At 62.1% G+C, this 25,402-nt stretch carries 23 protein-coding genes; 13 read left to right on the plus strand and 10 right to left on the minus strand.

Annotated features, from left to right (window positions below):
* Positions 1–119: 119 nt before the first annotated feature.
* From M6G53_RS08365 to aptA, 4 genes are all read right to left on the minus strand, one after another.
* Positions 120–1,298, minus strand: a complete 1,179-nt coding sequence (locus M6G53_RS08365; protein WP_038878371.1) for an amidohydrolase — start codon at positions 1,296–1,298, stop codon at positions 120–122.
* A 19-nt stretch (positions 1,299–1,317) separates the two neighbouring features.
* The gene (locus M6G53_RS08370) at positions 1,318–2,610 is read right to left on the minus strand and encodes an MFS transporter (RefSeq protein ID WP_197658092.1); all 1,293 of its coding nucleotides are present in this window, start codon (positions 2,608–2,610) and stop codon (positions 1,318–1,320) included.
* Between the two features lie 259 nt (positions 2,611–2,869).
* Positions 2,870–4,378, minus strand: a complete 1,509-nt coding sequence (locus tag M6G53_RS08375) for a CoA-acylating methylmalonate-semialdehyde dehydrogenase (RefSeq protein WP_084826892.1) — start codon at positions 4,376–4,378, stop codon at positions 2,870–2,872.
* 10 nt (positions 4,379–4,388) lie between these two features.
* Entirely contained in the window at positions 4,389–5,729 is a 1,341-nt protein-coding gene (gene aptA / locus M6G53_RS08380; RefSeq protein WP_253330458.1) for an omega-aminotransferase AptA, read from the minus strand.
* Between the two features lie 135 nt (positions 5,730–5,864).
* Between aptA and M6G53_RS08385 the strand changes: the two genes are divergently transcribed.
* A complete protein-coding gene (locus M6G53_RS08385; RefSeq protein ID WP_038878382.1) occupies positions 5,865–6,794 on the plus strand; it encodes a LysR family transcriptional regulator in 930 nt (309 codons plus the stop codon).
* Between the two features lie 259 nt (positions 6,795–7,053).
* On the opposite strand, the gene M6G53_RS08390 is transcribed toward M6G53_RS08385, so the two are convergent.
* Positions 7,054–8,181, minus strand: a complete 1,128-nt coding sequence (locus M6G53_RS08390) for an iron-containing alcohol dehydrogenase (RefSeq protein ID WP_253330460.1) — start codon at positions 8,179–8,181, stop codon at positions 7,054–7,056.
* 229 nt (positions 8,182–8,410) lie between these two features.
* On the opposite strand from M6G53_RS08390, the gene M6G53_RS08395 reads away from it, so the two are divergent.
* The 3 genes from M6G53_RS08395 (at position 8,411) to M6G53_RS08405 (ending at position 11,075) form a co-directional block, all read left to right on the plus strand.
* Positions 8,411–9,169, plus strand: coding sequence for a helix-turn-helix transcriptional regulator (locus M6G53_RS08395; protein WP_253330462.1), 759 nt, complete (start codon positions 8,411–8,413; stop codon positions 9,167–9,169).
* Positions 9,170–9,389: 220 nt separating this feature from the next.
* Positions 9,390–10,691 (plus strand): NAD(P)/FAD-dependent oxidoreductase, encoded by a 1,302-nt coding sequence (locus M6G53_RS08400; protein WP_253330464.1) that lies wholly within the window; start codon positions 9,390–9,392, stop codon positions 10,689–10,691.
* An 18-nt stretch (positions 10,692–10,709) separates the two neighbouring features.
* Positions 10,710–11,075, plus strand: coding sequence for a cupin domain-containing protein (locus M6G53_RS08405; RefSeq protein WP_015376517.1), 366 nt, complete (start codon positions 10,710–10,712; stop codon positions 11,073–11,075).
* A gap of 39 nt (positions 11,076–11,114) precedes the next feature.
* Here the strand turns inward: M6G53_RS08405 and M6G53_RS08410 are convergent, their stop codons facing one another.
* The 4 genes from M6G53_RS08410 to M6G53_RS08425 form a co-directional block, all read right to left on the minus strand.
* Complete coding sequence (locus M6G53_RS08410; RefSeq protein ID WP_253330466.1) at positions 11,115–11,921, minus strand: alpha/beta hydrolase; 807 nt, start codon at positions 11,919–11,921, stop codon at positions 11,115–11,117.
* Positions 11,922–12,015: 94 nt separating this feature from the next.
* Complete coding sequence (locus tag M6G53_RS08415) at positions 12,016–13,128, minus strand: class II histone deacetylase (protein ID WP_253330468.1); 1,113 nt, start codon at positions 13,126–13,128, stop codon at positions 12,016–12,018.
* Positions 13,125–14,312 carry an MFS transporter gene (locus M6G53_RS08420; RefSeq protein ID WP_253330470.1) on the minus strand — a complete coding sequence of 396 codons (1,188 nt, stop codon included), beginning with the start codon at positions 14,310–14,312 and terminating at the stop codon, positions 13,125–13,127. The genes M6G53_RS08415 and M6G53_RS08420 overlap by 4 nt, the downstream gene beginning before the upstream one ends.
* 140 nt (positions 14,313–14,452) lie before the next feature.
* Positions 14,453–15,100, minus strand: a complete 648-nt coding sequence (locus M6G53_RS08425) for a helix-turn-helix transcriptional regulator (RefSeq protein ID WP_038878402.1) — start codon at positions 15,098–15,100, stop codon at positions 14,453–14,455.
* 482 nt (positions 15,101–15,582) lie between these two features.
* Between M6G53_RS08425 and M6G53_RS08430 the strand changes: the two genes are divergently transcribed.
* The 9 genes from M6G53_RS08430 (at position 15,583) to M6G53_RS08470 (ending at position 24,618) form a co-directional block, all read left to right on the plus strand.
* Positions 15,583–17,295, plus strand: a complete 1,713-nt coding sequence (locus M6G53_RS08430) for an arylsulfatase (RefSeq protein ID WP_253330472.1) — start codon at positions 15,583–15,585, stop codon at positions 17,293–17,295.
* The gene (locus M6G53_RS08435; protein WP_060426850.1) at positions 17,292–18,476 is read left to right on the plus strand and encodes an anaerobic sulfatase maturase; all 1,185 of its coding nucleotides are present in this window, start codon (positions 17,292–17,294) and stop codon (positions 18,474–18,476) included. Before M6G53_RS08430 ends, M6G53_RS08435 begins: the two co-directional genes overlap by 4 nt.
* 129 nt (positions 18,477–18,605) lie before the next feature.
* Positions 18,606–20,099 carry an APC family permease gene (locus tag M6G53_RS08440; protein WP_033648536.1) on the plus strand — a complete coding sequence of 498 codons (1,494 nt, stop codon included), beginning with the start codon at positions 18,606–18,608 and terminating at the stop codon, positions 20,097–20,099.
* The gene (locus tag M6G53_RS08445; RefSeq protein ID WP_253330474.1) at positions 20,074–20,664 is read left to right on the plus strand and encodes a DUF3156 family protein; all 591 of its coding nucleotides are present in this window, start codon (positions 20,074–20,076) and stop codon (positions 20,662–20,664) included. Before M6G53_RS08440 ends, M6G53_RS08445 begins: the two co-directional genes overlap by 26 nt.
* Positions 20,657–21,439, plus strand: coding sequence for an SDR family NAD(P)-dependent oxidoreductase (locus tag M6G53_RS08450; protein ID WP_253330477.1), 783 nt, complete (start codon positions 20,657–20,659; stop codon positions 21,437–21,439). Before M6G53_RS08445 ends, M6G53_RS08450 begins: the two co-directional genes overlap by 8 nt.
* Positions 21,440–21,450: 11 nt before the next feature.
* Positions 21,451–22,248 (plus strand): molybdenum cofactor biosynthesis F family protein, encoded by a 798-nt coding sequence (locus M6G53_RS08455; RefSeq protein WP_049300740.1) that lies wholly within the window; start codon positions 21,451–21,453, stop codon positions 22,246–22,248.
* 4 nt (positions 22,249–22,252) lie between these two features.
* Positions 22,253–23,041, plus strand: a complete 789-nt coding sequence (locus M6G53_RS08460) for an SDR family oxidoreductase (protein ID WP_253330479.1) — start codon at positions 22,253–22,255, stop codon at positions 23,039–23,041.
* Positions 23,042–23,168: 127 nt separating this feature from the next.
* On the plus strand, positions 23,169–23,702 hold the full coding sequence (abiEi, locus tag M6G53_RS08465; RefSeq protein WP_253330481.1) for a type IV toxin-antitoxin system AbiEi family antitoxin: 534 nt from the start codon (positions 23,169–23,171) through the stop codon (positions 23,700–23,702).
* Positions 23,695–24,618 carry a nucleotidyl transferase AbiEii/AbiGii toxin family protein gene (locus M6G53_RS08470; RefSeq protein ID WP_253330483.1) on the plus strand — a complete coding sequence of 308 codons (924 nt, stop codon included), beginning with the start codon at positions 23,695–23,697 and terminating at the stop codon, positions 24,616–24,618. Before abiEi ends, M6G53_RS08470 begins: the two co-directional genes overlap by 8 nt.
* A 98-nt stretch (positions 24,619–24,716) precedes the next feature.
* Here the strand turns inward: M6G53_RS08470 and hpaR are convergent, their stop codons facing one another.
* On the minus strand, positions 24,717–25,169 hold the full coding sequence (hpaR, locus tag M6G53_RS08475) for a homoprotocatechuate degradation operon regulator HpaR (protein WP_253330485.1): 453 nt from the start codon (positions 25,167–25,169) through the stop codon (positions 24,717–24,719).
* Positions 25,170–25,402: the final 233 nt, after the last annotated feature.

The raw sequence follows: 25,402 nt of genomic DNA on the forward strand, positions 1-25,402 counted from the left end.
ATTAACGTGTGAGTGAATTATTGTTTTGCTGCACAGGCTGTACGCAGGAATCAAATGGAGCGCGCGGAAATGCCGGGGAAGTCTCGGACGTTTTATAGTGAGCACCCCGGCATGGTGTATCAACGTAATTGCGCCTGTGTCAGATAAACCAATAGACTCCCGGCGACCGGTATCAGCGCATCGTTAAAGTCGTAATGCGTGTTATGCAACGGCGCTGAGTCACCGGCGCCGATGTTGATGTAACAGGCCGGCACTCGTTGAGCCATAAAGGCGAAATCATCAGCGGCGAGGATGGGAGGATGATCTAAAACCACGTTGCCGGCCCCGAAATGCTGCACCGCTACGGCCCGAGCCAGGCGTGTCGGCTCCTCGTGGTTGATCTGTGACGGATAACTTATGGCCGCTTCGCTGATTTTTGCGTTGACGCCGAAGCAGGCGGCCTGATGCTGCACGATGTCATTGACGCGGGTGACTATCAGTTGCCGCTGTTGCTTATCGAAGCTACGCAACGAAAGCTTCATTTCCAATTCGCCGGGGATCACATTGAAATTGGTACCGGCATGAATGCTGGTAATGCTGACGGCGGCACAGTCAAATGGATTGACGTTGCGTGCAATGATGGTTTGTAACGCCTGGATCATGGCGCCGGCCGCAACGATCGGATCGCAGGTAAAATGCGGTGAGGCGGCGTGACCGCCTTTGCCTGTGATATGGATGTGCAGGCTGTCTACTGAGGCCATGACAGCCCCCATGCCGATACTCATCTGACCGAATTGCAGCGTGGGGGAAGGGTAGTTATGCCAGGCGAACAGCATGTCGCAAGGGGCGATGTCCATTAGCCCATCTTGCAACATCGCTTCTGCGCCGGCACCGCTCTCCTCGGACGGCTGGAAGATAAGATTAAGCGTGCCCGAAAAGCTGCGGGTTTGTGCCAAATGCCTGGCAACGGCCAGTAGGGTCGCCGTATGCCCATCATGGCCGCAGGCATGCATGACGCCAGCGTGGCGACTGACATACGGACATCCCTCGGCTTCGCTCATCGGCAACGCATCCATATCGGCTCGCAGCCCGAGGGATTTCTCTCCTTTTCCCACCTTGAGCGTGCCGACCACACCGGTACCGCCAAGGCCGCAGGTCACTTTATATCCCCACTGCGCCAGGTAATCTGCGACTATCTTACTGGTGCGATGTTCCTGGTAACCTAATTCAGGATGTTGATGAATATCCTGCCGTATGCGCCGCATTTCTTCAAAAGAATCAAGCAGGCCGGGAACGCAATGTTGTTTCCAATCGATCATTCTGCCAACTCCTTATTTATCATTGTTCATAGTCACGTTGCTTGAATAAGCAGGTGGCGATCAGGCTGATGGCCAACATACCGATCAGGTACCATGCCGGTGCCATGGGGTTGCCGGTGACACTGAGCAGCCAGGTCACCGCGACCTGTGCTGTGCCGCCAAACAGCGTCACGCCCAGTGCGTAGATCATTGACATACCGGTCGCCCTGACTGGCCGAGGTAGCGCTTCGACGATCAGGAGGGTGCTGGTAAGCATATTGATGCCCAATGCGACAATCAGCAGCAGACGGCATGCGACGGCCAGCCAGAGTGAATCGGCCATGCCGAGAAACCAAAAGGTGGGATAGGCCATGACGATGCCCACCACAATGGAGAAAATCATGGCGTTTTTATGATTCTTGAACCGATCGACATAGCGTCCTGCGAAGTAAACCGAAATCACCTGGATGACGGCGGCGAGGCAACTGAACAAATAAGCGATGGGAGCGGCAATGTGGTGGGTTTGGATCATGTAAGTCGGCATGTAGAAAAGTACGATATAAACCATCGCCGTACCGGACATGATTATCATCACGCCGAGAATTAAATCGCGGCGGTAGCTCGTCAGCATTTGCTGCGCGGGGTGGGCAACATTCCTTTCGTTCTGTTGGGCACCAATAAAGGTTTCTTCAACATGGCGACGAATATAGACCCCGACAGGGATGATGAGCAGGCCGATGATGAAGGGAACACGCCAACCCCAACTGTAAAGCGATTCCTCAGATAAACTGGAGGTTAATAACAAGCCTAGTGAAGCGCCAAACAGGGCGGCAATCCCTTGGCTGATAGACTGCCAGCTAACAAAGAATCCGCGCTGATTGGCGCCGGCGGACTCCAGCAACAGCGTGGTCGCTGACCCGACCTCACCCCCGGCGGCAAACCCCTGTAAAAGACGGCCAAGGACGATAAGCACCGGCGCCAACCAGCCGATTTGCTCGTGAGTCGGCGCGAACGCGATGAGTGCGGTACCGATGCCCATGAGCATGATAGTCACCAGCATCGCGGCTTTGCGGCCCTGGCGGTCGGCATAACCGCCCAGTAACACGCTGCCCAAAGGCCTCATGACAAAACCCACACCAAAGACGGCAACTGCCATCAGCAATGAGCCGTAGGCGGTATCGCTGGGGAAATATAATTTGCCGATGACCATGGCAAAAAAGCTGTAAACCGTGAAGTCGAAGATTTCCAGCCCGTTCCCCAGGCTGGCTGCCATGATCAATCGATAGTTATTGGGTTGGGTTGTCAGCTCAATCTGAGCATGAGCACACGGCATGGCGCGGCTCCCTGCAGCATCGTGAATACCCATGCTATTTTTAAACTGCGGAGGGTCAGGTTGCTGGTGCATGATGAAAGTCTCCATTAACACATCAGTAAATTATTGTTAGTCGCCAAGACATCACGCAGGAGCAACGGCGATGGCATGTGTTTGGCGACTCGGTTCTTATGACACTGCGCTAGTGGAAGTCAGGGGTTCCCTGGTATTGGTGTTTGTATCCTTCTTATGTATTTGAATTCACAAATGGGAGAACAGGTTACCCCTGCCCCGACGGGAAGCTGAAGCTGGCGCGCCGGGCATCGCCGGAGGCCGGCCAGCGCTGGGTCACGGTCTTGCGTTTGGTGTAGAACCTGACGGCGTCCGGGCCGTAGGCGTGCAGATCGCCGAACAGCGAGCGCTTCCAGCCGCCGAACGAGTGGTAGGCCACCGGCACCGGCAGCGCCACGTTGATCCCCACCATGCCGACCTGAATGCGGCTGGAGAAGTAGCGCGCCGCTTCGCCGTCGCGGGTGAACAGACAGGTGCCGTTGCCGTATTCGTGGGCGTCGATCAAGGCCATCGCCTCCGGCAGCGACGCCGCGCGCACCACGCCGAGCACCGGGCCGAAGATCTCCTCCTGATAGATGCGCATGCCGGGCGTCACGCGATCGAACAGCGTCGGGCCGAGGAAATACCCCTGGCTGGGGCGGCCGTCGGCGCCGATCACGCTCAGTTCGCGGCCGTCCACCAGCAGCTCGGCGCCTTCGGCCACGCCCTGATCGATATAGCCTTTTACCTTCTGATAATGCTGTTGGGTCACCAGCGGCCCCATGTCGTTGCGGTTGTCGCTGCCGGGGCCGACGCGCATGGCGGCCATCTGTTGCCGCAGCCCGGCGATCAGCGCTTCGGCGGTGCCGTCGCCCACCGCCACCACCAGCGGGATGGCCATGCAACGCTGGCCGCAGGAGCCGAAGGCGGCGCCCATCAGCGCGCCGACCGCGCCGGGGATATCGGCGTCCGGCAGCACCACCGCGTGGTTCTTGGCGCCGCCCAGCGCCTGCACCCGTTTGTTCTGCCCACAGCCGGTGTGATAGATGTGCTCCGCCACCGGCGTCGAACCGACGAAGCTTATCGCTTTGACGCGCCCGTCATGCAGCAGCGTCTCCACCGCTTCGCGATCGCCGTTGACCACGTTGAGCACCCCCGGCGGCAGCCCGGCTTCCGCTGCCAGCCGTGCGATATACAGCGCGGCGGAAGGCACGCGCTCGGAAGGCTTCAGCACGAAGGTGTTGCCGCACGCCACCGCCATCGGCCACATCCACAGCGGCACCATCGCCGGGAAGTTGAACGGCGTGATGCCCGCCACCACCCCCAGCGGTTGAAACTCGCTCCAGCTGTCGATGCCCGGGCCGGCCTCTTTGCTGTGTTCGCCCTTCAGCAGTTCCGGCACATAGCCGGCATATTCGATATTCTCGATGCCGCGCTGCAGTTCGCCCAGGGCGTCGCTGAGCACCTTGCCGTGCTCGGCGGTGATCAGCTGGCAGATGGCGTCGGCGTGCTGCTCCAGCAGATCCTTGAGCTTCATCATGATGCGCGCGCGCTTCAGCGGCGGGGTGTCGCGCCAGGCGGGATAGGCCTGTTCGGCGGCGGCGATGGCGCGCTCCACCGTGGCGCGGTCGGCCAGCTGCACCTCCTGCGCCGATTGGCCGGTGGCCGGGTCGTAAACCGGCTGGCTGCGTTCGCCGCCGGCGGCGGGCTCGCCGTTGATCCAATGGGTAATGGTCATGATTCTCTCCTTATTCGGTGGCGTTGAGGGCGTCGCCCACGGCGTTGATCAGCGCATCGATCTGCGCTTCGCTGCTGATGAACGGCGGCGCCAGCTGCAGGGTGTCGCCGCCGTAGCGCACGTAAAATCCGCTTTCCCAGCAGCGCATCGCCGCCTCGAAGGGGCGCCGCGCCGGTTCGCCCGGCCGCGCCGCCAGCGTGATGCCGGCCGCCAGGCCGATGTTGCGAATGTCGGCGACGTGTTTGGCCCCTTGCAGGCTGTGTACCGCGCGCTCGAAGTAGGGCGCCAGCGCCTGTACGCGCTCCACCATCTGTTCGCGCTGCAGGATGTCCAGCGTCGCCAGCGCGACCGCGCAGCTGACCGGGTGGGCGGAGTAGGTGTAGCCGTGCGGGAATTCGAGCTGGTAGTCCGGCTCGCCGCCGTTCATGAAGGTGTGGTAGATCTCCGGCCGCACCACCACCGCGCCCATCGGCTGCGCGCCGTTGGTCACCTGTTTGGCGATGTTCATGATGTCCGGCGTGACGCCGAACGCCTCGGCGCCGGTCATCGCGCCGCAGCGGCCGAAGGCGGTGATCACTTCGTCGAAGATCAGCAGGATGTCATGCTGGGTACAGATTTCGCGCAGGCGCTGCAGGTAGCCGACCGGCGGCACGATCACCCCGGCGGAGCCGGAGAAGGGTTCGACGATCACCGCGGCGATCGTTGAGGCGTCGCGCAGCGCGATGATGCGGTTGAGCTCTTCCGCCAGCTCTGCCCCCTGTTGCGGCATGCCGCGTGAAAAGGCGTTGCCGGCCAGCAGGGTGTGCGGCAGGTGGTCTGCCTCGGCGCCGGCGCCGAACGTCTTGCGGTTGCCGGCGATGCCGCCGACCGAGATACCGCCGAAGTTAACGCCGTGATAGCCCTTTTCCCGGCCGATAAAGCAGGTTTTGGCCGCCTGGCCTTTGGCGCGCCAGTAAGCGCGCGCCATTTTCAGCGCGGTGTCCGCCGCTTCCGATCCGGAGCCGGTGAAGAACACGTAATCCAGCCCTGCCGGCGTCAGTGCCTTGATCTTGTTGGCCAGTTCGAACGACAGCGGGTGGCCGAATTGAAACGCCGGCGAGTAATCCAGCGTCGCCAGCTGGCGCTGGGCGGCGTCGGTGATTTCCTGCCGGCCGTGCCCCAATCCGCAGCACCACAATCCGGACAGGCCGTCGAAAATCTTTCTGCCGTCATGGCTGGTGTAATACGCCCCCGCGGCCTGAGTAATGATGCGCGGCTGCGCTTTAAAATTACGGTTACCGGTAAAAGGCATCCAATGGGCCTCTAACCCTTCGGCATCGAGACTATTTAGCGGGTGATTTTCAGCGGCCATGTTTTCCTCCGAACAGGAAAATAAGAGCGATTAATAAAATAAACCGAGTTGTTAACGAATTGTTGTGCGAAATTGACTATGTACCGCTTGTTCTCTACTGTGAATAATCATATGTCGAAACTTACTTAAGGTTTTATGCAAGTAAAAAAGCGCGCGCTGTTAGGGCAATTGTCGGATATGGATCTGCGTTTGCTGCGGGTATTCAAGGCCGTGGTCGACTGCGGCGGCATGAGCGCCGCCGAACTGGAGCTGAACATCAGCCTGTCGACCATCAGCAAGCACATCAAGGATCTGGAGCAGCGGCTGGGCCTGACGCTGTGCCAGCGCGGGCGCGAGGGCTTTGCGGTCACCGACGAGGGGCTGCTTATCTACCAGGAAACGGTCAACCTGCTGGCGGCCACCGAGGCGTTCCGGCGCGGGGTGGACGAGGTGCACCAGCGCATGGGCGGGCAGCTGCACGTGGCGATATTCGACCATACGGTCAGCAATCCGCAGGCGCAGATCGGCCGGGCCATCGCGTTATTCAGCGAGCGTGCGCCGGAGGTTTCTTTGCAAATGTACGTGGAGCCGATTAATACCATTGAACGCGGCGTCATTGACGGGCAATTTCAGGTTGGCGTTATTCCCATGCACCGCAGCGCGGAAAGTTTATCTTATCATTCGTTATTCAGTGAGAGGATGTTCTTATATTGCGGCGCGCAGCATGAATTATTTTCCGCCCCCCATGAAACATTAAATTGGGATCTGCTGCACAATTATGCCTTCGCCGGATTAGGCTACCATTCGCCGAATATGGAACTGAGCCTGCAGCAACATTTGCATCGCAAAGCGACGGGGTTCGCGCAGGAGTCGATCGCCACGCTGATCCTGTCCGGCAAATACGTCGGCTTTTTGCCGGATCACTACGCGGCGTTTTTCGTGGCGCAGAATATGATGCGGGCGATCAAGCCGGCGCTGTTCCGCTATCACTGCGAATACTCCAGCGTGCTGCGCCGCTCGCCGGTGCCGCAGCGGGTGGTGAAGCTGTTCCATGAGTGCCTGCTGGCGGCCCACGGAACAGCGTGACGCTTACTGCTCTTTCTTCTTGCCGAAGATTCTGATCAGCGCGCCGACCAGGATGCCGACCGCGATGCCGGCGAAGATCCAGCCGATGATGCCCATTTCCTTAACTCCTGCTAGTGCGTTGATCTGATTATACCCGTCATACTTGAAACTGCATCTGTGTTGGCTGCGAGTGCGTACGCCAGTCACTGACTTGAGTAAGCTCCTGGCGAGCCACCTCTTGCCGCCGGGATGCCGCTCCAACTATTTAGGGTAGATATCATCATTCGACGCGAAACGCCTCTTCGATCATCCGCTGCCGCTGTGCCGGCGCATAGTCGATCCAGGCATTCTTGCTGTTGGATTTTTCCAGCGCCACCGCCAATTCCTGGCCGGAAATCGGCAAATCGTCCTGCCAGAACGGCGCGATAGCGTGGCGGGTGATGAAATCGGTCAGGTAGCTCTCCGGGCTGCCCTGCCAGTGCGGGTACAGGCGCGCGGCCAGCTCGGCCATCAGCGCGCGTTGCTGCGGCTGTTCGCTGTTTTCCAGCAGGGCGAGGAACGGCAGCAGCAGGCGGCCGCAGACCTGGCCGTGGTGGTAATCGCGCAGCGCGCCGATCTCGCCGGCGATGCCGTGGATCACCCCCAGCCCGGCGGCGCTCAGCGTCAGCCCCCCGAGGTAGGAAGCTTGCATAATCGCTTCGCGCGCCGCGTCGCTGCGGTTGAGCGCCGGCCAGGCCGCAAGAAAGTGGCGGATGCCGCTCAGCGACAGGTCGCGCGTCATGGCGCCGGCGGTTTTCGACAGATAGGCCTCGAACAGGTGGGTGAAGGCGTCGATGGCGCAGTAGGCCAGCACCTTGTCCGGTGCGCCCGCCAGCAGCTGCGGATCGAGAATGGCGGTGTGCGGCACGAAGTTATTGTGGCGCAGCGAGGCCTTCACTTTGCTGACCTGGGTGTCGGTGATCACCGCGTTCTGCGTCACCTCGCTGCCGGTGCCGGCGGTGGTGGGAATGGCGATCAGCGGCAGGGTGGCGCCGCTGATTTTGCTGTCGCCCACCTTTTCCATATAGCGCAGCGTCGGCAGCGGATGCTCCACCAGCGCGGAGAACGCCTTGGCGGCGTCCAGCACGCTGCCGCCGCCGATGGCCACCACGCGCCGCGCCTGGCCGCGCCAGCGCGCCACCCAGGCGTCTATTTCCTGCGGCGACGCCTCGTGGCTGACGATCTCGGTGCCGATGAGCAGCGGCGCCAGCGATTCGCGCAGGCCAGCGTACACCGGGCCGTTGAGAAAAGATCGGCAGCTGAACAGCAGCGTCGGCTGCGGATCGGCAAGCAGCAGCGGCGGCAGTTGCTGGATGCTGCCGTGGCCGAACCAGGTCTGGCGGTTGGCTATGATGTGGCTGACGGACATGAGGTCTCCTTGACGGCGTGGCAGGGCGCGATGCCACAGCATAAGCCAGCGGGCGCGGAGCGGCCACCGCTTTCCCCGCTGCGGCAACTTGTGAGTTGTTTAACATGTAAACGATCGCGTTCTTGCATTTCGGCGCGCCGGATGCTTTTTTTAACAGTACTGGCCGCCATGCGGCTAACCCCATCCGAAATCGGTAGATTGTTAATGTATTAATAATGGCGAGGCGGGTATGGATATTCAGGTTGAACGCTTGTCTGCGGTGATCGATGCGGTGGCCAGCCCGCGCTTTTATCCCAGCCTGTTGAATTGGCTGGAAGGGTTTTTCGCCTTCGACAACGCCATCGTCTATGCCTTCGAACGCGGCCGGCCGCCGCGCTGCCTGATCAAAACCGAGCGGGAAAACAGCGATGCGGTTAACCAGATCTACCAACAGGGCGCCTATCTGCAGGATCCGTTTTACCGCGCGCTGAACGCCGGCGGCGAAGGCGAGGTGCTCACGCTGCGCCAGCTGGCGCCCTGCGGGTTTTATCACAGCGACTATTACCGTAATTTTTATCGCAAGACCGGCTGGCACGATGAGGCCGGCGTGCTGCTGCAGCTGACGCCTGAGCGCGGGCTGGGGGTGTTCTTCGGCTCGGCGTGCCGCACGGTGGCGGTGCGCTACCCGCAGCGGGCGGAGCTGCGCAGCGCGCTGACGCTGGTGAAAAGCGTGGCGCGGCTGCACGGCGAAGTGGTGGCGGCTCCGGCCGAGGCCGACACGGGGAACGACGATGGCGCGCAGGCGCGTTATCTGCTGACGCCGCGCGAGCGCGAGATCGTCGATCTGATCCTCGCCGGCTGCGGTTCGCAGCAGATTGCCGACCGGCTGTTCATCAGCCTCGGCACGGTAAAAAATCACCGCAAGAACATCTACGGCAAGCTGAACATCGGCTCGCAGGCCGAGCTGTTCAGCCTGTTGCTGACCGCCCCGCAGCGCCGCAGCGCGTGAATGCATCGATCTATCCCCTATAGCTTTCGAACTACAGCTAGGCGGCAAGGACGAGAGTCCCCAGGAGCTTACTTAGGTAAGTGACTGGGGTGAACGTCAGCAGCCAACAACGCTGTAGTTTGAAAGATGAAGGGGAAAAATGTCCCTAAGGGGACATAGCGGCACGGCTGCCGCCTCCCGATAATCCGATGTCATGGCATAGGCAATCGGGAGTGCGGCAGTGAACAACGAAATCGAGTCCTTAACCTACTACGCGGCGACCAAAAAATACGATCTGCGCTTCCCGACGCTGGAAGAGGATCTGGACGTCGACGTGGTGATCATCGGCGGCGGCTTCTCCGGCATCAACACCGCGCTGGAGCTGGCGGAGAAGGGCATCACCAACATCGCCATTCTCGAAGGGCGCTATCTGGGTTACGGCGGCACCGGGCGCAACGGCGGCCAGGTGATGGCCGGCATCGGTCACGATCTGGAGAAGATCAAGCGCCACGTTGGCCCAGCCGGGCTGGAAACCATCTTCAAAATCAGCAACCTCGGCGCCGGCATTATCCGCGAGCGCATCAAGAAATATGACATCGACGCCGACTTCTGCTTCGGCTACGGCTATCTCGGCAGCAACGCGCGCCAGGAGAAGACCCTGCGCGGCTGGCTGAAGGAGTTCAAGGCGGTAGCGCCGCAGGAGGAGATTGAGCTCTACACCGGGGCGGAGGTGAAGCAGGTGGTGGGCTCCGACGCTTACACCTGCGCGCTGAAACACATGGGCGGCGGCCACGTGCATTCGCTCAATCTGCTGCTGGGCGAGGCCAGGGCGCTGAGCGGCTACGGGGTGAAAATCTTCGAGAACAGCAGCGTGCTCAACGTGGAGTATGGCCCGCGCATCACGGTGCGCACCGCCATGGGCTCGGTGCGCGCCAACAAGATGCTGTGGGCCTGCAACGGCTTCCTCAACGGCATGGAGCCGCAGATCTACCGCAAGACCATCAATACCTACGCTTTCCAGCTGGCCACCGAGCCGCTGTCTGACGATCTGATCCGCCAGATCAGCCCGATCCGCGGCGCCTACAGCGACATCCGCCCGGTGATCGACTATTACCGGGTGACCAACGAAAACCGGCTGCTGTTCGGCAGCGCCACCCGCCTGATCGAATATTTCCCGTCGGATCTCAAGGCCTGGAACCGCAACCTGATGCTGAAGGTGTTCCCGTACCTGAAAGACGTGAAGATCGATCTGGCCTGGGGCGGCCCGCTGTGCTGCAGCGCCAACCTGTTCCCGCAGATCGGCACGCTGCCGGATCGCGACAACGTGTTTTACGTGCAGGGCTACTCCGGCTTCGGCGTGACGCCGAGCCACATCGTGTGCAAGGTGCTGGCGGAGGGCATGAGCGAAGGATCCGATCGTTACGATCTGATGAGCTCGATCCCGCACGTCAACATCTTCGGCAAGGACAAGCTGCGGCGGGTGATGACCACCGCCGGTAAGGTTTGGCACCAGACATCCGGCTACTGGAAAGGCCGCCGTTAACCCTCAGAGGAGAATGACATGAAACCGTTACTGCTTAAACAACCGCTGCCGGAACTGCTGGAGATCGGCAGCGTCAGCAACCTGGGCGCCACGGTGATCGCCGGCACGCCAAACGTCGGCGTGGCCAGCATCTTCGGCGAGCCGACCGACAACCTGAACTGCGGCGTGTTCAGCTGCACCCGCGGCAGCTTCGTGATGGAGTATCCGTTCGCCGAGCACGCCACGGTGTGGGAAGGCAGCGCGACCCTGACCAACGAACGCACCGGCGAATCGGTGCAGTATCAGGCCGGCGATTCCTGGTTCGTCGAGAAGGGTACCCCGGTGCGCTGGGACATCACCTCGGATCGCTTCGTCAAACACTACCTCGCCATCGTCGAAGGCTGACGCCGTCATGCCCCCCTCGGCCCGCTGAGGGGGAGCGCCTTAGCCTAACACCCGCGCAATAAAATCGGTCACCCGCTTGAGGATCTGATCCTTATTGGTTTCGTTAAAGTTCTCGTGCCGCCCGCCGGCATTGATCATCCGTTCGACATCGTCGCCGCGCAGACGATCGAGCGCGGTTTGCGTTTCGCTCATCAGCACCAGCCGATCGTCGTCGCCGTGGATCCATAGCGTGGGCAGCGCGCCGAAGCCCGGCCCGGCGTTGATGGCGGCGAGGATCCGCTGCATGGCGCGCAGGGTGGGGCGCTTGAACGGCCCGTGCCACACCAAAGGATCTTCCTGATACGCCGCGCCGACCGCCGGATCGCGCGCCAGGGTGGCGGTATCCAGCGGCGCGTCGGGGATCGTCGGCAGTTCGGCCAGATCGGAGATCGCCGTTCTGTCGCCGAGCAGCGGGCCGGACAGCACCAGCGCGCGCACCTCCTCGCCGTAGCGCTGCACGTAGCGGGTGGCGATCATGCCGCCCATCGAGTGGCCGATCACCACCAGCGGCAAGGCGGGGTATTGCTGCCGGAAATGGCTGACCACGCGCTGCACGTCGTCGACCACGGCGTCATAATCTTCGATCAGCACGCGTTCGCCCTGCGACAGGCCGTGGCCGAGATGGTCGGGGCCGAACACCCGCGCGCCCTGTGCCTGCAGCGTGCGCGCCACGTATTGGTAACGGCCGAGATGCTCGCCGTAGCCGTGTATCAGCAGCGCCAGATAGCGCGGCTGGTCGTTTCCCCAGTCGTGCACGGCGATGTCGCCGTGCCGGCCTTTGATAAAGCTGACGGTTTGTTCGGGCATCTTATTGTTCTCATGGTGACAGGGTTGCCCTTCAGCGTAGCGGCTGGCGGCGAGGTTGTCAGGGGCGCCGGGTGCGGCGCCCGCAAAGAGGGGATTACAGGCCGAACTGGCGCGCCAGCGCGTCGAGCGCCTCGTGCTGGAAGCGGTTGAAGGCGTCGCGCGGCTGCTGTTGCTGGATGAACGCCAGCAGCGGATCCTGCACTTCAGTACGCACGCCGCTCAGCTGTTCCATCACCGCCAGCCCGCAGAACGGCACGTAGGATTCGGCGTAGCCACCTTCGTGCACCATCACCAGCTTGCCGCCGCACAGCCGGTCGGCGGCGTCCTGCACCAGCGCGGTCATGGCACGGAAGCTGTCGCTGTGCAGCTGCATGCGCGCCAGCGGATCGAGGGCGTTGGCGTCGTAGCCGCAGGCGACGATGATCAGCTCCGGCTCGAATTTTTCCAGCGCCGGGATGATGATGCGCCGCATGGCGTGCAGGTAGCCGTCGTCGCCGGCGCCGGCCAGCATCGGCACGTTAACGTTGCAGCCCGCCCCGGCGCCTTCGCCGCGATCCCGTTCGCCGGCATAGCCCGCCGGGAAGCAGCCATCCTGATGCAGCGACAGCGTCAGCACGTCGCCGCGCTGCCAATAGATGTGCTGGGTGCCGTTGCCGTGGTGCACGTCCCAGTCGAGTACCGCCACCTTGCCGAGGCCATGGCGGGCCTTGGCGCGCTCGATGGCGATGGGAATATTGGCCAGGAAGCAGAAGCCCATCGATTGATCCGGCAGGCAGTGGTGGCCCGGCGGGCGCGACAGCGCATAGGCGTTATCCAGCTCGCCCTGCAGCACCGCTTCCACCGCCGCGCAGGCCAGCCCGGCGGAGAGTTTGGCGATTTCATAGCTGCCCGGCCCCAGCGGCGCCTCTTCCCCCAGCAGGCCGCCGCCGCTGTCGCTCACCTGTTTGAAACGCTGCAGGTAGTGGGCGGGGTGAATGCGCAGCAGGTCTTCTTCCGTCGCCGGTTCGGCGCTCAGCAGGGTGAGTTGGCGCGACAGGCCGGACACGTCCATCAGGTTCTTCATGCGCCGTTTGGTTTCCGGCGACTCGGCGTGGCCGGCGCCCGAAGGCGGTTGCACCCAGCCGCCGACCGGCAGGGTGGTGGCGTGCAGGCCGGTGCTGTGCCAGAAACAGCGTTCATCAAACAAGAAACCGGTTGTTCTTTTCACCTTTCTCCTCCTGTTATACGGCGCGGTGCGCGCGGTGAAGCCAGCGAAATCAACAGCAGCGACAGCAGCGCGCAGCCCAGCGCGCCGAACAGCAAAGCGTTGAAACCGCCGAAAGATTCGATCAGAGAGCCGGCCAGCGTCGGGCCGATGGCCATGCCGCCGCCGATCACCAGGTTGATGCCGTTCATCAGTTTGCCGTCGTTATCCAACCCGGCGACCCGCGCCAGAATGAACGGCAGCACGAAGGTCCAGGTGAATTTGAACAGCAGGGCCGCCAGGGCGAAACGCAGCAGCAGGGGCTGGCCCGTCAGCAGCGCCACGCTGGCCAGCAGCAGGGCGTACCCCAGCACGATCAGGCATCCGCCGCCGAAGCGCGCGCCGATCAGCGCCGCGGCCCCCGCGCCGACGATGCCGAGCAAGGTGGCGACGGCCAGCACCTGGCCGCTGTGGGCCGGCGACAGCCCGGCGCCGGCGGCGATGCCGCCGATAAAGGTCCAGACCGCACTCAGGCTGATGTAAAAGGTCAGCACCGCCAGCACGGCGCACAGCTTGCGTGCCAGCGAGGCGGCGGGGCCGCTGCGGGCGGCGCGGGCGGCGGTGAAACCGTTGGGGAACGCCGGGATCAGCGGCAGGCAGCACAGCATAATGGCCGCCAGAATCAGGTAGACCGCCATCAGGCCGACGTGCGCGAACAGCGGCGGCAGCACCAGCAGCCCGACCGCGCCCAGCACCAGCTGGCCGAGCACCCAGAAGGCATAGACCCGACTGGGATTGGCGGTGCCGGCGGCACAGGTGATGCACAGGATCATCAGGGTGCCGCCCGCCAGCGAGGCGATAAAGCGCAGCGGCAGCAGCAGGGTAAAATCCTGTACCAGCGCCGAAGCCAGGTTGCCGACGATAAACACCAGCGCCGACAGCGTCGCGACCCGCCGCCAGTTGATGCGCCCGATCCACCACCACGCCGGCAGCGTGGCCAGGCTCATGGCGCCGAGTTCGGTGGAGAACAGGTGGCCGATCTGCGACGGGCCGAGCTGCCATTGTGCGGCGAGCTGGGCGGCCACGGCGGGGGCGGTCATCAGAATGCCCGGCGCGATGGCGGCGAAGACGATAATGGCGGTCAGCAGCCGCGGCGGGCAGGGGAGCGCCGCGCCGACGGCGGGCGCGGAAACCGAATCACTGGACATAAACCTTATTCCCCAAGCGTTAAGTGACGATGAAATATCCCGCCCGGCCCGATTGCGGGCAGGGGGAAGCCGCGCCATAAATGGCGAATACGTTCTGGCGTTATTTTCCGGCCGCCGTCAGCGGTGGCCGTTATCGGGCGTTAACCGTGGGCGAGAAAGCCGCCGGCGACCAGTTCGGTGCGGTTCACCACGTCGGTTTTGGCGAAAATATTGCGCATATGGGTTTTCACCGTGGACAGCGAAATGCCCAGCTTCAGGGCGATGCGCTTATTGCTGGCGCCTTCGCGCACCATGTTGACGATCTCTTGCTCTTTGGCGGTTAGCAGCTGCGCCTCGCCGTCGGGCAACAGATCGCGCGTCGCCAGCTCGATCAGCGGCAGCACCGCGCGCAGGCGGCCGCGCTCCACTTCAGTGAACGGCGTATCGCGGATCAGCGATACCCCGGCGACGATGCGCTTGCGCTGGCGGATGAAGATCTCCGTCATGTCGCGCATGTCGTTCGGCAGCATAAAGTCGTGGTAATAGCGGCGGTTGCCGGCGATCGCCGCCGGGCTCATGCCGACCATGGTGATGTCCTGGCGATGGAAATTGGCCGGCTGCAGCGGGTCTATCTGCTGGAAGTGGTTCAGATACTGCTGATGCGTTTTATCGGGCATGCCGTGCAGGATGTAGTGATCCGGCCGCAGGTCGCGATCGACCAGATAAAACACCCCGGCGGACACCGGGATCAGGTGCGTGATGGTCGCCAAACAACTGTTGATAAAGGCATCGGATGCGGTGCTGTGCATGATTCGTGTTCCTCCCTTTATCATTCAATCTGGAGAAGGTTGGCGGTCAATATATGAACGATACAAGCATAGTTGTAGCAATTTGGCAACACAATAAAAACATATTAACAACGTGAGGCCGATTACAATAAAACACATAAATAACAAGATGACACTGCGTTAATCAGGGCTTTTTGGGGCAGATTTTCCGTGATTTTCATTAATAGGTTAATGAAATCATTCACCGCTTTTCCCGCTGAATTTATAGCGCTTTTCAATGCTTGCCCGGCCGAAGCCCTCGCCGCCCCGCGCGTGCTACAACCGGCACGACTGGAGCCGTTCCTCGTTCTTAAGAACGATAGCCAGGCTTTTCCGCCGCTTCCTACACTGCGAATTGAAGATAGCGCCAGGCGGCGCCAAACGTATAAGACGAAAAAATGATGACCTTTCTCGGGCTGAGGCGTCGGGTTGTTCAGTCCGCATGACCATACGGGGAACGAACGATGCAGAAAACAACGTTGGCGGTGGCGCTGAGCGGCGCCTTATCGGGCCTGGCGCAGGGGGCGGACGCCGATCGCCCCAATGTGCTGATCATTCTGGTGGACGACATGGGCTACTCCGACATCAGCCCGTTCGGCGGCGAGATACCGACGCCCAACCTGCAGGCGCTGGCCGAACGGGGCGTGCGCATGAGCCAGTACTACACCTCGCCGATGTCGGCGCCGGCGCGGTCGATGTTGATGACCGGCAACACCAACCAGCAGGCCGGCATGGGCGGCATGTGGTGGTATGAGAGCACCGCCGCGCAGCCGGGCTATGAAATGCGGCTGACCGACCGCGTGACCACATTGCCGGAGCGTTTTCGCGACGCGGGTTACGCCACCATGATGGCGGGCAAATGGCACCTGGGCTATGTTGACGGTGCCAAGCCGACCGATCGCGGCTTCGAGCGCGCCTTCGCCTTTATGGGCGGCGGCACCAGCCATTTCGACGATGCGAAACCGCTGGGCACCGTGGAGGCGTTCCATACCTTCTACACCCTGAACGGCAAACGCGTCTCGTTGCCCAAAGATTTCTATTCCAGCAAGGCCTATGCCGATCAGCTGGAACAGTGGATCCGCGATACGCCGCAGAGCAAGCCCGTCTTCGCCTACCTGGCGTTTACCGCGCCGCACGATCCGCTGCAGGCGCCGGATGACTGGATCGCCAAATTCGACGGCAAATACGACGCCGGTTACCAGCAGGCCTATCAGCGGCGCATTCAGCGCCTGAAGGCGCTGGGGTTGATTTCCGATCGCACGCCGATGCCGACGCTGGCGCTGGATAAGGCCTGGAACGCGCTGACGCCCGAGCAGCAAAAATATGAAGCCAAGACCATGCAGGTGTACGCCGCGATGATCGCTTACATGGACGATCAGGTCGGCGCGGTGCTGCATACCCTCAAGCAGACCGGCCGTGACCAAAATACGGTGATTGTGTTCGCCACCGACAACGGTGCCAACCCGGCCAGCGGCTTCTACTACGGCTCGAAGCCGGAGTATTGGCGGCAGTTCGACAACAGCTACGCCAATCTCGGCCGCAAGGGATCTTTCATTTCCTACGGGCCGCACTGGGCCAACGTCAGCAACGCGCCATACGCCAACTACCATAAAACCACCAGCGCGCAGGGCGGCATCAATACCGATTTCATCATCTCCGCGCCGCGGCTGAAGGGGCGCGGCGGCATCGACCGCACGCCGATGGCGGTGTATGACATCGCGCCGACGCTGTATGACTATGCCGGCATCGACGCCAACAAACCGCTGAAGGCGAAACCAACGCTGCCGATGGTCGGCGTCAGCTTCAAGCGCTATTTCAGCGGCGAGGCCGACGGCGTGCCGCGCGCGACCTACGGCGTGGAGCTGCATAACCAGGCCGCCTACGTGGAGGGCGTCTGGAAGCTGCGGCGGTTGGTGAAGACCGGGCCGACGGCGCAGATGGCGCCGTGGGGGCTGTTCAACCTGCATGACGATCCGCTGGAGACGCGCGATCTGGCCGCCGCCAACCCGGAGCGAGTCAAACGGCTGAGCGAGGCGTATCGCCGCTTTGCGCAGCAGGGCATGGTCATTGAAGCCAAAGGCGCAGCGATCGACTACCTCGGCGTCGACGCCAGCACCGGCGACTACATCGGCCTGGATCCGCTGACCCACAAACCGTTGCCGCAGGCGGCGCCGTGAACCTGGCCCAGCTGCGTGCGCAGCAGATCCCGGTGGAGAGCGAACCGCGCGCGGCGGCGCCTTTTCATTTGCTGGTGAAGCCGATCGGCGCCGGCTGCAACCTGGGCTGCCGCTACTGCTACTACCCGCAGCGCCAGCAAGAGCGGACGCGCAAGATGGACGATGACCTGCTGGCGGAATTTATCCGCGGCTACATCGCCGCCCAGCCGCGTTACAGCCGCGAGATCAACTTCGTCTGGCAGGGGGGGGAGCCGCTGCTGGCGGGGATCGGTTTTTACAAGCGGGCGCTGGCGTTGCAACGCCGCTACGCGCCGCCGGGCGTGCGCATCAGCAACAGCCTGCAGACCAACGGTACCCTGCTGAACGACGCCTGGTGCCGGCTGTTCCGGCAGCATCACTTTATCCTCGGCGTCAGCCTGGACGGCGACCGCGAGGTGCAGGACGCCCACCGGCCGGACAAGCGCGGCGGCGCCAGCTATGACGCGGCGCTGCGCGGCATTGCGCTGTTGCAGCGCTATCAGATCGACTTCAACCTGCTGATGGTGGTGCACGACGGCGTCGCGGATCGCGCCGAGGCGATCTACGATCATGCGGTGGCGATCGGGGCGCGCTATTTGCAGTTCCAGCCGCTGATGCTGGAAGGGGACGCGCCCACTGCCGGCTATGGGCTGAGCGCCGCCAACTGGGGGCGCTTCATGCTGGCGGTATACCGCCGCTGGCGCAGCCGCGGGCACGTCGGCCAGGTCTTCGTGATGAACATCGAGCAGGTCTACGCGCAGTATTTCACCCACGTCAGCCCCAGCTGCGTGCACGCCGAACGCTGCGGCGGCAATCTGGTGATGGAGCCGGACGGGCGGCTTTACGCCTGCGATCATCTGATCAACGCGCAGCACCTGCTCGGCCATGCCGATCGCCACACGCCGCTCGCCACGCTGGCGGCAAGGGCGGCGGAGATGCCGTTCGGTAAAAACAAGAGCCTGCGCCGCGAGTGCCAACGCTGCAGCGTGAAAAGCGTCTGCCAGGGCGGCTGCCCGGCGCATGTGGGCGAAGATCGCTACAACCGGCTGTGCGCCGGCTATTACGCCTTCTTTTCCGCGCTGCTGGCGCCGCTGCGCGCCTACCCGCGCAGCCCGCAGGGGGCGATGCAGTGGCGCGCCGCCGTGAGCGCGGCCGCAGGTTGAAAGCGTCTCGTCCTTAAGGACGATAGTCAGCATTTTCCTTTCCTCTCTATAGTGAGATTACCGTCGCTGGCGGTGAAAAACCTGCAAGCACCTGCATGCATCAGGCCAAAACTATAAGAGGAAATAACCATGAACCTGTCGTCGCGGTTGCACGCCCACCTGGCTCGAGGCAAGGTCGGCTTTCCCACCACCCTGGCCAGTTCGGTCGGGGTGATCATGGCCAGCCCGGTGATCCTGACGGTCACCAGCGGCTTCGGCATCGGCGGCGACACCTTCGCGCTGGCGATGCTGATCGCCTTCATCATGATGCAGGCGCAGCTCACCACCTTCTCCGAAGCGGCGGCGCTGCTGCCGACCTCAGGTTCGGTTTACGACTACATTTCCTGCGGCATGGGACGCTTTTTCGCCATCACCGGCGCGCTGTCGGCCTACCTGATCGTGCACATCTTCGCCGGCACCGCCGAGACCATTCTCTCCGGCATCATGGCGCTGGTGAACTTCGAGCACCTCAACACCCTGATGGAAAGCCACAACGCCTCCTGGATGGTCGGCGTCGGGCTGGTAATCGTGTTCGGCCTGCTCAACGCGTTCGGCATCGAGGCCTTCGGCAAGGCGGAGATCGTGCTGACCTTCGCCATGTGGAGCACGCTGGTGATTTTCGGCATCGTCGGGCTGCTGTCGCCGCATGCGGTGCCGCTCGAGGGCTGGTTCGGCAGCACGCTGAGCCTGAACGATCCGTTCGCGGTGTTCAGCCTGATCGGCATGGCGATGTTCATGTTCGTCGGCTGTGAGCTGGTGACGCCGATGGCGCCGGAGATCAAACGCTGCGATCGGGTGATCCCGCGCGCGATGGCGCTGGGGCTGTGCGGCGTGGCGGTGTGCATGGCGCTGTACGGCGCGGCGCTCAGCCACCAGGTGGAAAACGTGGTGATCGACGCCGCCAGCGGCACGCGCCTGCTGGAAACGCCGATGGCCATCCCGGCGTTCGCCGGCCAGGTGATGGGCCAGTTCGGCAAATACTGGCTGGGCGTCGGCCTGCTGCTGGCGGGCGCCGCGACCATCAACACGCTGATGGCGGCGGTGCCGCGCATTCTGTACGGCATGGCGCTGGACGGCGCGCTGCCGCGCATGTTCGCTTATCTGCACCCACGCTTTAAGACGCCGGTGGTCGGCATTCTGGTGGCGGTACTGATCCCCTGCGTACACGCCTTCGCCATCCAGGGCAACCTCGACAGGATCATTCCGCTGGTGCTGGCGGCGGTGTGCGCCTGGGGCGTGGCCTACCTGCTGGTGACCTGCTCGGTGGTGATCCTGCGCGTACGCCGCCCCGATCTGCCGCGCGCCTATAAATCGCCGTGGTTCCCGCTGCCGCAGATCGTTTCCAGCGTTGGCATCGTGCTGGCCATCGTTTACATCACGCCGCCGGGAATGAACCCGAGCGATATCTACATTCCCTTCGGCTGGATGATCGGCCTGACCGCCGCCTATGCGCTGTTCTGGACGCTGTGCGTGCAGAAAGTGAATCCGTTCAAGCCGGTGCCGGTCGAGCAGGTGCTGGAGAACGCGTTCGCCAAGGGTGAAAACGAGGAGGCGCAGTTTGATCGGCTTACTTCCCTCACTTAATCGCGCCTGGCGGCGAGCGCCGTCGGGCTATCGGCCGGGCGCCGCGCTGGATCGTCTGGCGCGCAACCTGGAACCCTACGCGTGCGAACGCCTGGCGCCGGGCCTGCTGCGGCTGACGCTGCCGCAGGGGCCGCAGATCGAGGTCAGCGAACAGGTGCAGGGGCTGTTTATGGCGCATATCGTCAGCCACCGCTTTCGGTTGCAGGGCCCGTGCGCGATGCAGCTTCCGCTGACGCTGGACGTGGTGACCGGTGGCTGGCTGCGGCGGCGCGGGGTGCGTTATCTGCTGCGCCAGCGCCATGCGGCCGCGCAACGGGTGCTGGACGGCCTGCAGCGCTACCCGCAGATCGGCGAGACGCTGGCGCAGCTGGATTTTCGCCGCGTGCGGCTGACGGTGAACGACGGGCGTTGGCAGGTGGATATCGAGCATTTCGCCGCATCGGAGGTGGTCAGCCGTTTGCCGGCCGGCCGCCGCTACCTGCGGCTGGATGCCGAACAGCGGCGGCTGCTGTTGAGCAGCCTGCTGATGATCGGCCAACTGATGGAGAAGCTGAATCATGAATAGAGTGGTTGTGATTACCGGCGGCGGCACCGGCGTCGGCGCCGCCTGCGCCCGTCTGCTGGCGGCGCAGGGCGATCGGGTGTTCATCATCGGCCGCCGCCCGGCACCGCTGGCGGCGCTGGCGCAAGAGATCGGCGCGCAGGCGCTGGTGGGCGATGCCGCCAGCGGCGAGAGCTGGAACCACGCGCTGCTGCCGGCCATTCTGCGCGAAGCCGGGCGCATCGACTGCCTGATCGGCAGCGCCGGCGGCATGGGCTTCAAGCGCATTACCGAGATGACCGACGCGCAGTGGCAAGGGGCGCTGGACAGCAACCTCAACAGCGCTTTCGCCAGCGCGCGCGCCTGCCTGCCGGAGCTGATTAAAAGCGGCGGCAACCTGCTGTTCGTGGCCTCGATAGCCTCGCTGGCCGCCGGGCCGGAGGTCTGCGGCTACGTCACCGCCAAGCACGCGCTGATCGGGCTGATGCGCTCCATCGCCCGCGACTATGGCCCGCTGGGCGTGCGCGCCAACGCGGTGTGCCCGGGCTGGGTGACCACGCCGATGGCGGACGAAGAGATGCAGCTGCTGATGGACGCCCATCAGATTTCGCTGGAGCAGGCTTACCAGATGGTCTGCCGCGACGTGCCGCTGCGCCGCCCGGCCAGCGCCGAGGAGATCGCCCGCGTCTGCCGTTTCCTGTGTTCCAGCGAGGCTTCAATCATTACCGGCGCGGCGCTGGTGGCCGACGGCGGCTCCACCATCGTCGATGTGCCGACCCTGGCTTTCACTTCCCTGTAAGGAGCATTTCCATGAGTTCAGAAGCGGTATTCATTCAGGTTGGCGCGCTGGCGGAAGGCTTTGCGCCGCACAGCAATACGCTGGAACGCCAGCACGGGCTGGCGGGCACCACGCTGACGCTGCGTTTTCGCGACGGCGCGACGCAGCGTTGCCGGTTTACCGACGAACAGACGCTGGAGTGGGGCGAACGGCGCGGCGTCGCCTATCGCGCCACCAGCATTCGCCCCGGCGTGCTGTTCATCGATTTTCTCGATCCTGCCCGCGCCAACGCCAGCATTACGCTGGTATGCGACCGCAATCAGGGCAACTTCACTGCGGTATACGGCCAGCTGCCGGACGAAGCGCAGGCGCGGCTCGACGCCTTCAGCCGGGTGGAGCAGGGGCTGCCGCTGACCGCGGTCGAAGCCGAATTCCGCTTCGGCACGCTGGACGACGCCGACGTGGCGCCACCGGGCTTTACCGATGAGCTGATCGGCATGCGCAACATGTACACCTACAGCCCGACCGAACGGTACGAGCACATCTACCTGAACGATAACTTCTACGCCTGGCAGTGTCTGGACGGGGTGGAGAAAGGGCTGGCGGACGTCGATCGCTGCCACTACGTGAAGGTGGCGGAGCAGCTTTATCTGTTCGTCTGGCGCGAGAAGATCATCCCGACGCTGGGCGTGGTGATGATCGATCTGCAGGGTATGCGCACCGACGGCAAGATCCTCGGTTATCAGGGCAGCGATTTCAGCGCGCTGAGCAACTTTGCGGTCGGCGCCCATGCGCAGGTGCTGAACACCACGCGCCACCCGCGAGGATAGGGCGATGAGCGCAACCTATGCGGCCGACGCCTTCGCGGGGCAGGCGGTGCTGGTGACCGGCGGCGCTCAGGGCATTGGGCTGGCGATCGTCAGCGCCTTTGCCCGGCTGGGCGCCGAGGTGACGATCGTGGACGTGCAGCTGCCGCAGGCGCAGGCGGCGGCGCAGGCGCTGCGGGACGAAGGGCTGAGCGTGCGGGCGCTGGCTTGCGATCTGGCCGATCCGGGGCAGATCGCCGAGGGGGTGACGGCGGTAGGTGAGTGGCATCAACGGCTGGACGTGGTGATCCACAACGCCGCTTACTTTCCGCTGACGCCGTTCGCCGCTATCGACGCGGCCCTGCTGCAACGCACGCTGAGCGTCAATCTGATGGCGCCGTTCTTTCTGGCGCAGGCGGCGCTGCCGTGGATGCGCCGCCGGGGCGGCGGCTGCATTCTGGTGACCTCATCGGTGACCGGCCCACGGGTGGCCTACCCGGGGCTGGCGCACTACGCCGCCTCCAAGGCTGGGGTGAACGGCTTTATTCGCGCGGCGGCGCTGGAGCTGGCGGCGGAGAACATTCGCGTCAACGGCGTGGAGCCGGGGATGATCCGCACGCCGGCGATGGCCAACCTGGGCGACGCGCAGGTGAATCAGGCGATCGCCGCCTCGGTGCCGCTCGGGCGGCTGGGGGAACCGGAAGACATCGCCGCGGCGATGGTGTTTCTCGCCTCGCCGGCGGCGGCCTACATCACCGGCCAGACGCTGGTGGTGGACGGCGGCGCGCTGCTGCCGGAAACGAGCTCTCAAGTCTGATTCAGACGCGTTTCTATGCTCAACAAATAAACCCCTTATAAGGGGTTTATTTGTTGAGATATCGTTGTTATCGTATCCATCTATACATAATCACCCCAAATAAGGGGGTATTAGTAGGAATGATGCCGTGGATAAAATGACAGCCATCAATACGCTGGATAAATTCAGCAGGTTGGGAAAGCACATTTTTCTTACTCAAGATCTCGCCACCCTTTTCCCTGCCGAATCACCAAAAACATTACAAAAATCAGTCGATCGCTTAGTGGCCGCCGGTATCCTTAAACGGGTGGCGAAGGGGGTTTATGCGAACGCTCGGGCTTCTCTGGGGGGGTACCCTTTGGAGAGCATCGCGATCAATCTTCGGCGGGGAGAATACAACTACATCAGCCTGGAATCTGCTTTATCTCAGTATGGCGTCATGTCACAAATTCCTATCGATAGGCTAACCATCATGTCTACCGGCCGTTCTGGTGAATTCATCACCCCATGGGGAGTTATCGAGATTACCCATACCAGCAAGAAACCTATCGATATTCTACGTGGAAGCCTTGAAGGTCGGGGCCCATTGCGCATTGCAACGAAAGAAACGGCGATAAAAGATCTGTTCCGGGTAGGGAGAAATACGCATCTCATTCAACAGGGAGAGCTCGCTGATGTCTGATTTCGTCGATTTTAATCAGCTGGTCGATGACATCGTCGGGTCAGATAATCTGGCGTCCGTCAGGCCCGTGGTGGAAAAGGAACTGTTGCATTATGACATTTTGTACGCACTCTCGAATGCAGGATTGTTAAAGTCTCTGATATTTCAGGGGGGCACGTCGCTGCGCCTGTGCTACGGGTCTAACCGTTTCAGTGAGGACTTGGACTTTGCGGGAGGCCGTCTTTTTTGCTCTGCAAACATGAAGGAAATCAAAACGTGCATTGAGCGCTATGTTGGCAGTCGGTATGGTCTGGAGGTGACGGTTAAAGAGCCTGCGGAACTGAGACGGGAGCCCGACTACGTTGATGTTACCGTGGACAAATGGCAAATGTCGGTGACGACGTTCCCGGAGCGTAAAGAATTACCGAAGCAACGCATCAAAATCGAGATTGCCAATATTCCAGCCTATACGAGCGAACCGCGGATGCTGATAAGGAATTATTCTCAGTTGCCGGACGGATATTCTGATTTGATTGTCCAGGTTGAGACGCTGAATGAAATTATGGCTGACAAACTCGTTTCCCTGCCTGCGACTACGCGCCGCATCCGCTATCGGGATGTTTGGGATCTAGCCTGGTTAAAGCAGCAAAATGCGGATGTCGATGCTGATTTGGTGGCGAAAAAGCTGATCGATTACGGCCTGGATCGCAAATTTGAAGCGTTGCTGCAGGCTCGAATCGAAACTTTACATGCCGTTGTCACAAGCCGGGAATTTAATGCTGAAATGAGGCGATTCCTGCCCGTTGAAGTTTATGAGCGCACCATCAATCAGCCGCTGTTTATGCAATATCTTGAGACTGCGTTAAGTGAATTGCTGACTACAGTGCAAAGGCAACTCTACGGTAAGCCTGCGGCCGTCCCGCCGTTCAAAATGTAGCGGCAATTTATCCCTCTAAGCCCGACGAGTTCGGGCTTTTTCTTGGGTACAGGTTAGCCGCAAAGTCAGTTGTCAATGGAATATCTCGGCCAGCGGCCTCACTGCTTGGCAGGATGCGCGGTGACGTTGGCGGGCAGGCTGTTGCCCAGCGTGATCAGCTCGTCCAGCAGCGTCATCAACTGGTCCATTTTCTGCCGCGAGAAAGCGGCTTCAATCTCGGCGTAGCCCTGTTCCACCTGGTGGCGCGCCACTTCATACAGATCCTGGCCCTGCTGGGTCAGCGACACGTACAGCTTGCGCTGATCGTTGACCGGCTTGAGGCGAAAGATCAGCTTGTCACGCTCCATGCGCGACAGAATGCCGGTCAGGCTGGGGCGCAGAATGCAGGTTTCCGCCGCCAGCTCGTGGAATTCGATCGAGCGGCTGTTGGCCAGCACGCGGATGATGCGCCACTGCTGTTCGGTCAAATTGTGGCTTTTCAGGATCGGGCGGAAGAACCCCATGGCGGTTTCACGCGCCTGCAGCAGGGCGATGGTTAACGATTCATGCATAAGTTTGGCCTTAGCTATCAAGGTGTTCGTTGTTACGGCGCTCGTTAATGGGGGCGCCTGCCCCGCAAAGCCCGATTTTGTTAATAACTTAATAGTAGCCAAAGTTACCCGTAGGGATAAAGCAAAAATGCGGGGTGCAGCGAAAAATGGCGATAAAAATGGTTAATACGTTGAATAATCACGCTAATGTTCATTGTTTGTGAATATTTTGTTATAACGATCACAAATCACTC

The organism is Serratia nevei, assembly GCF_024160145.1.
Taxonomy (GTDB): domain Bacteria; phylum Pseudomonadota; class Gammaproteobacteria; order Enterobacterales; family Enterobacteriaceae; genus Serratia; species Serratia nevei_A.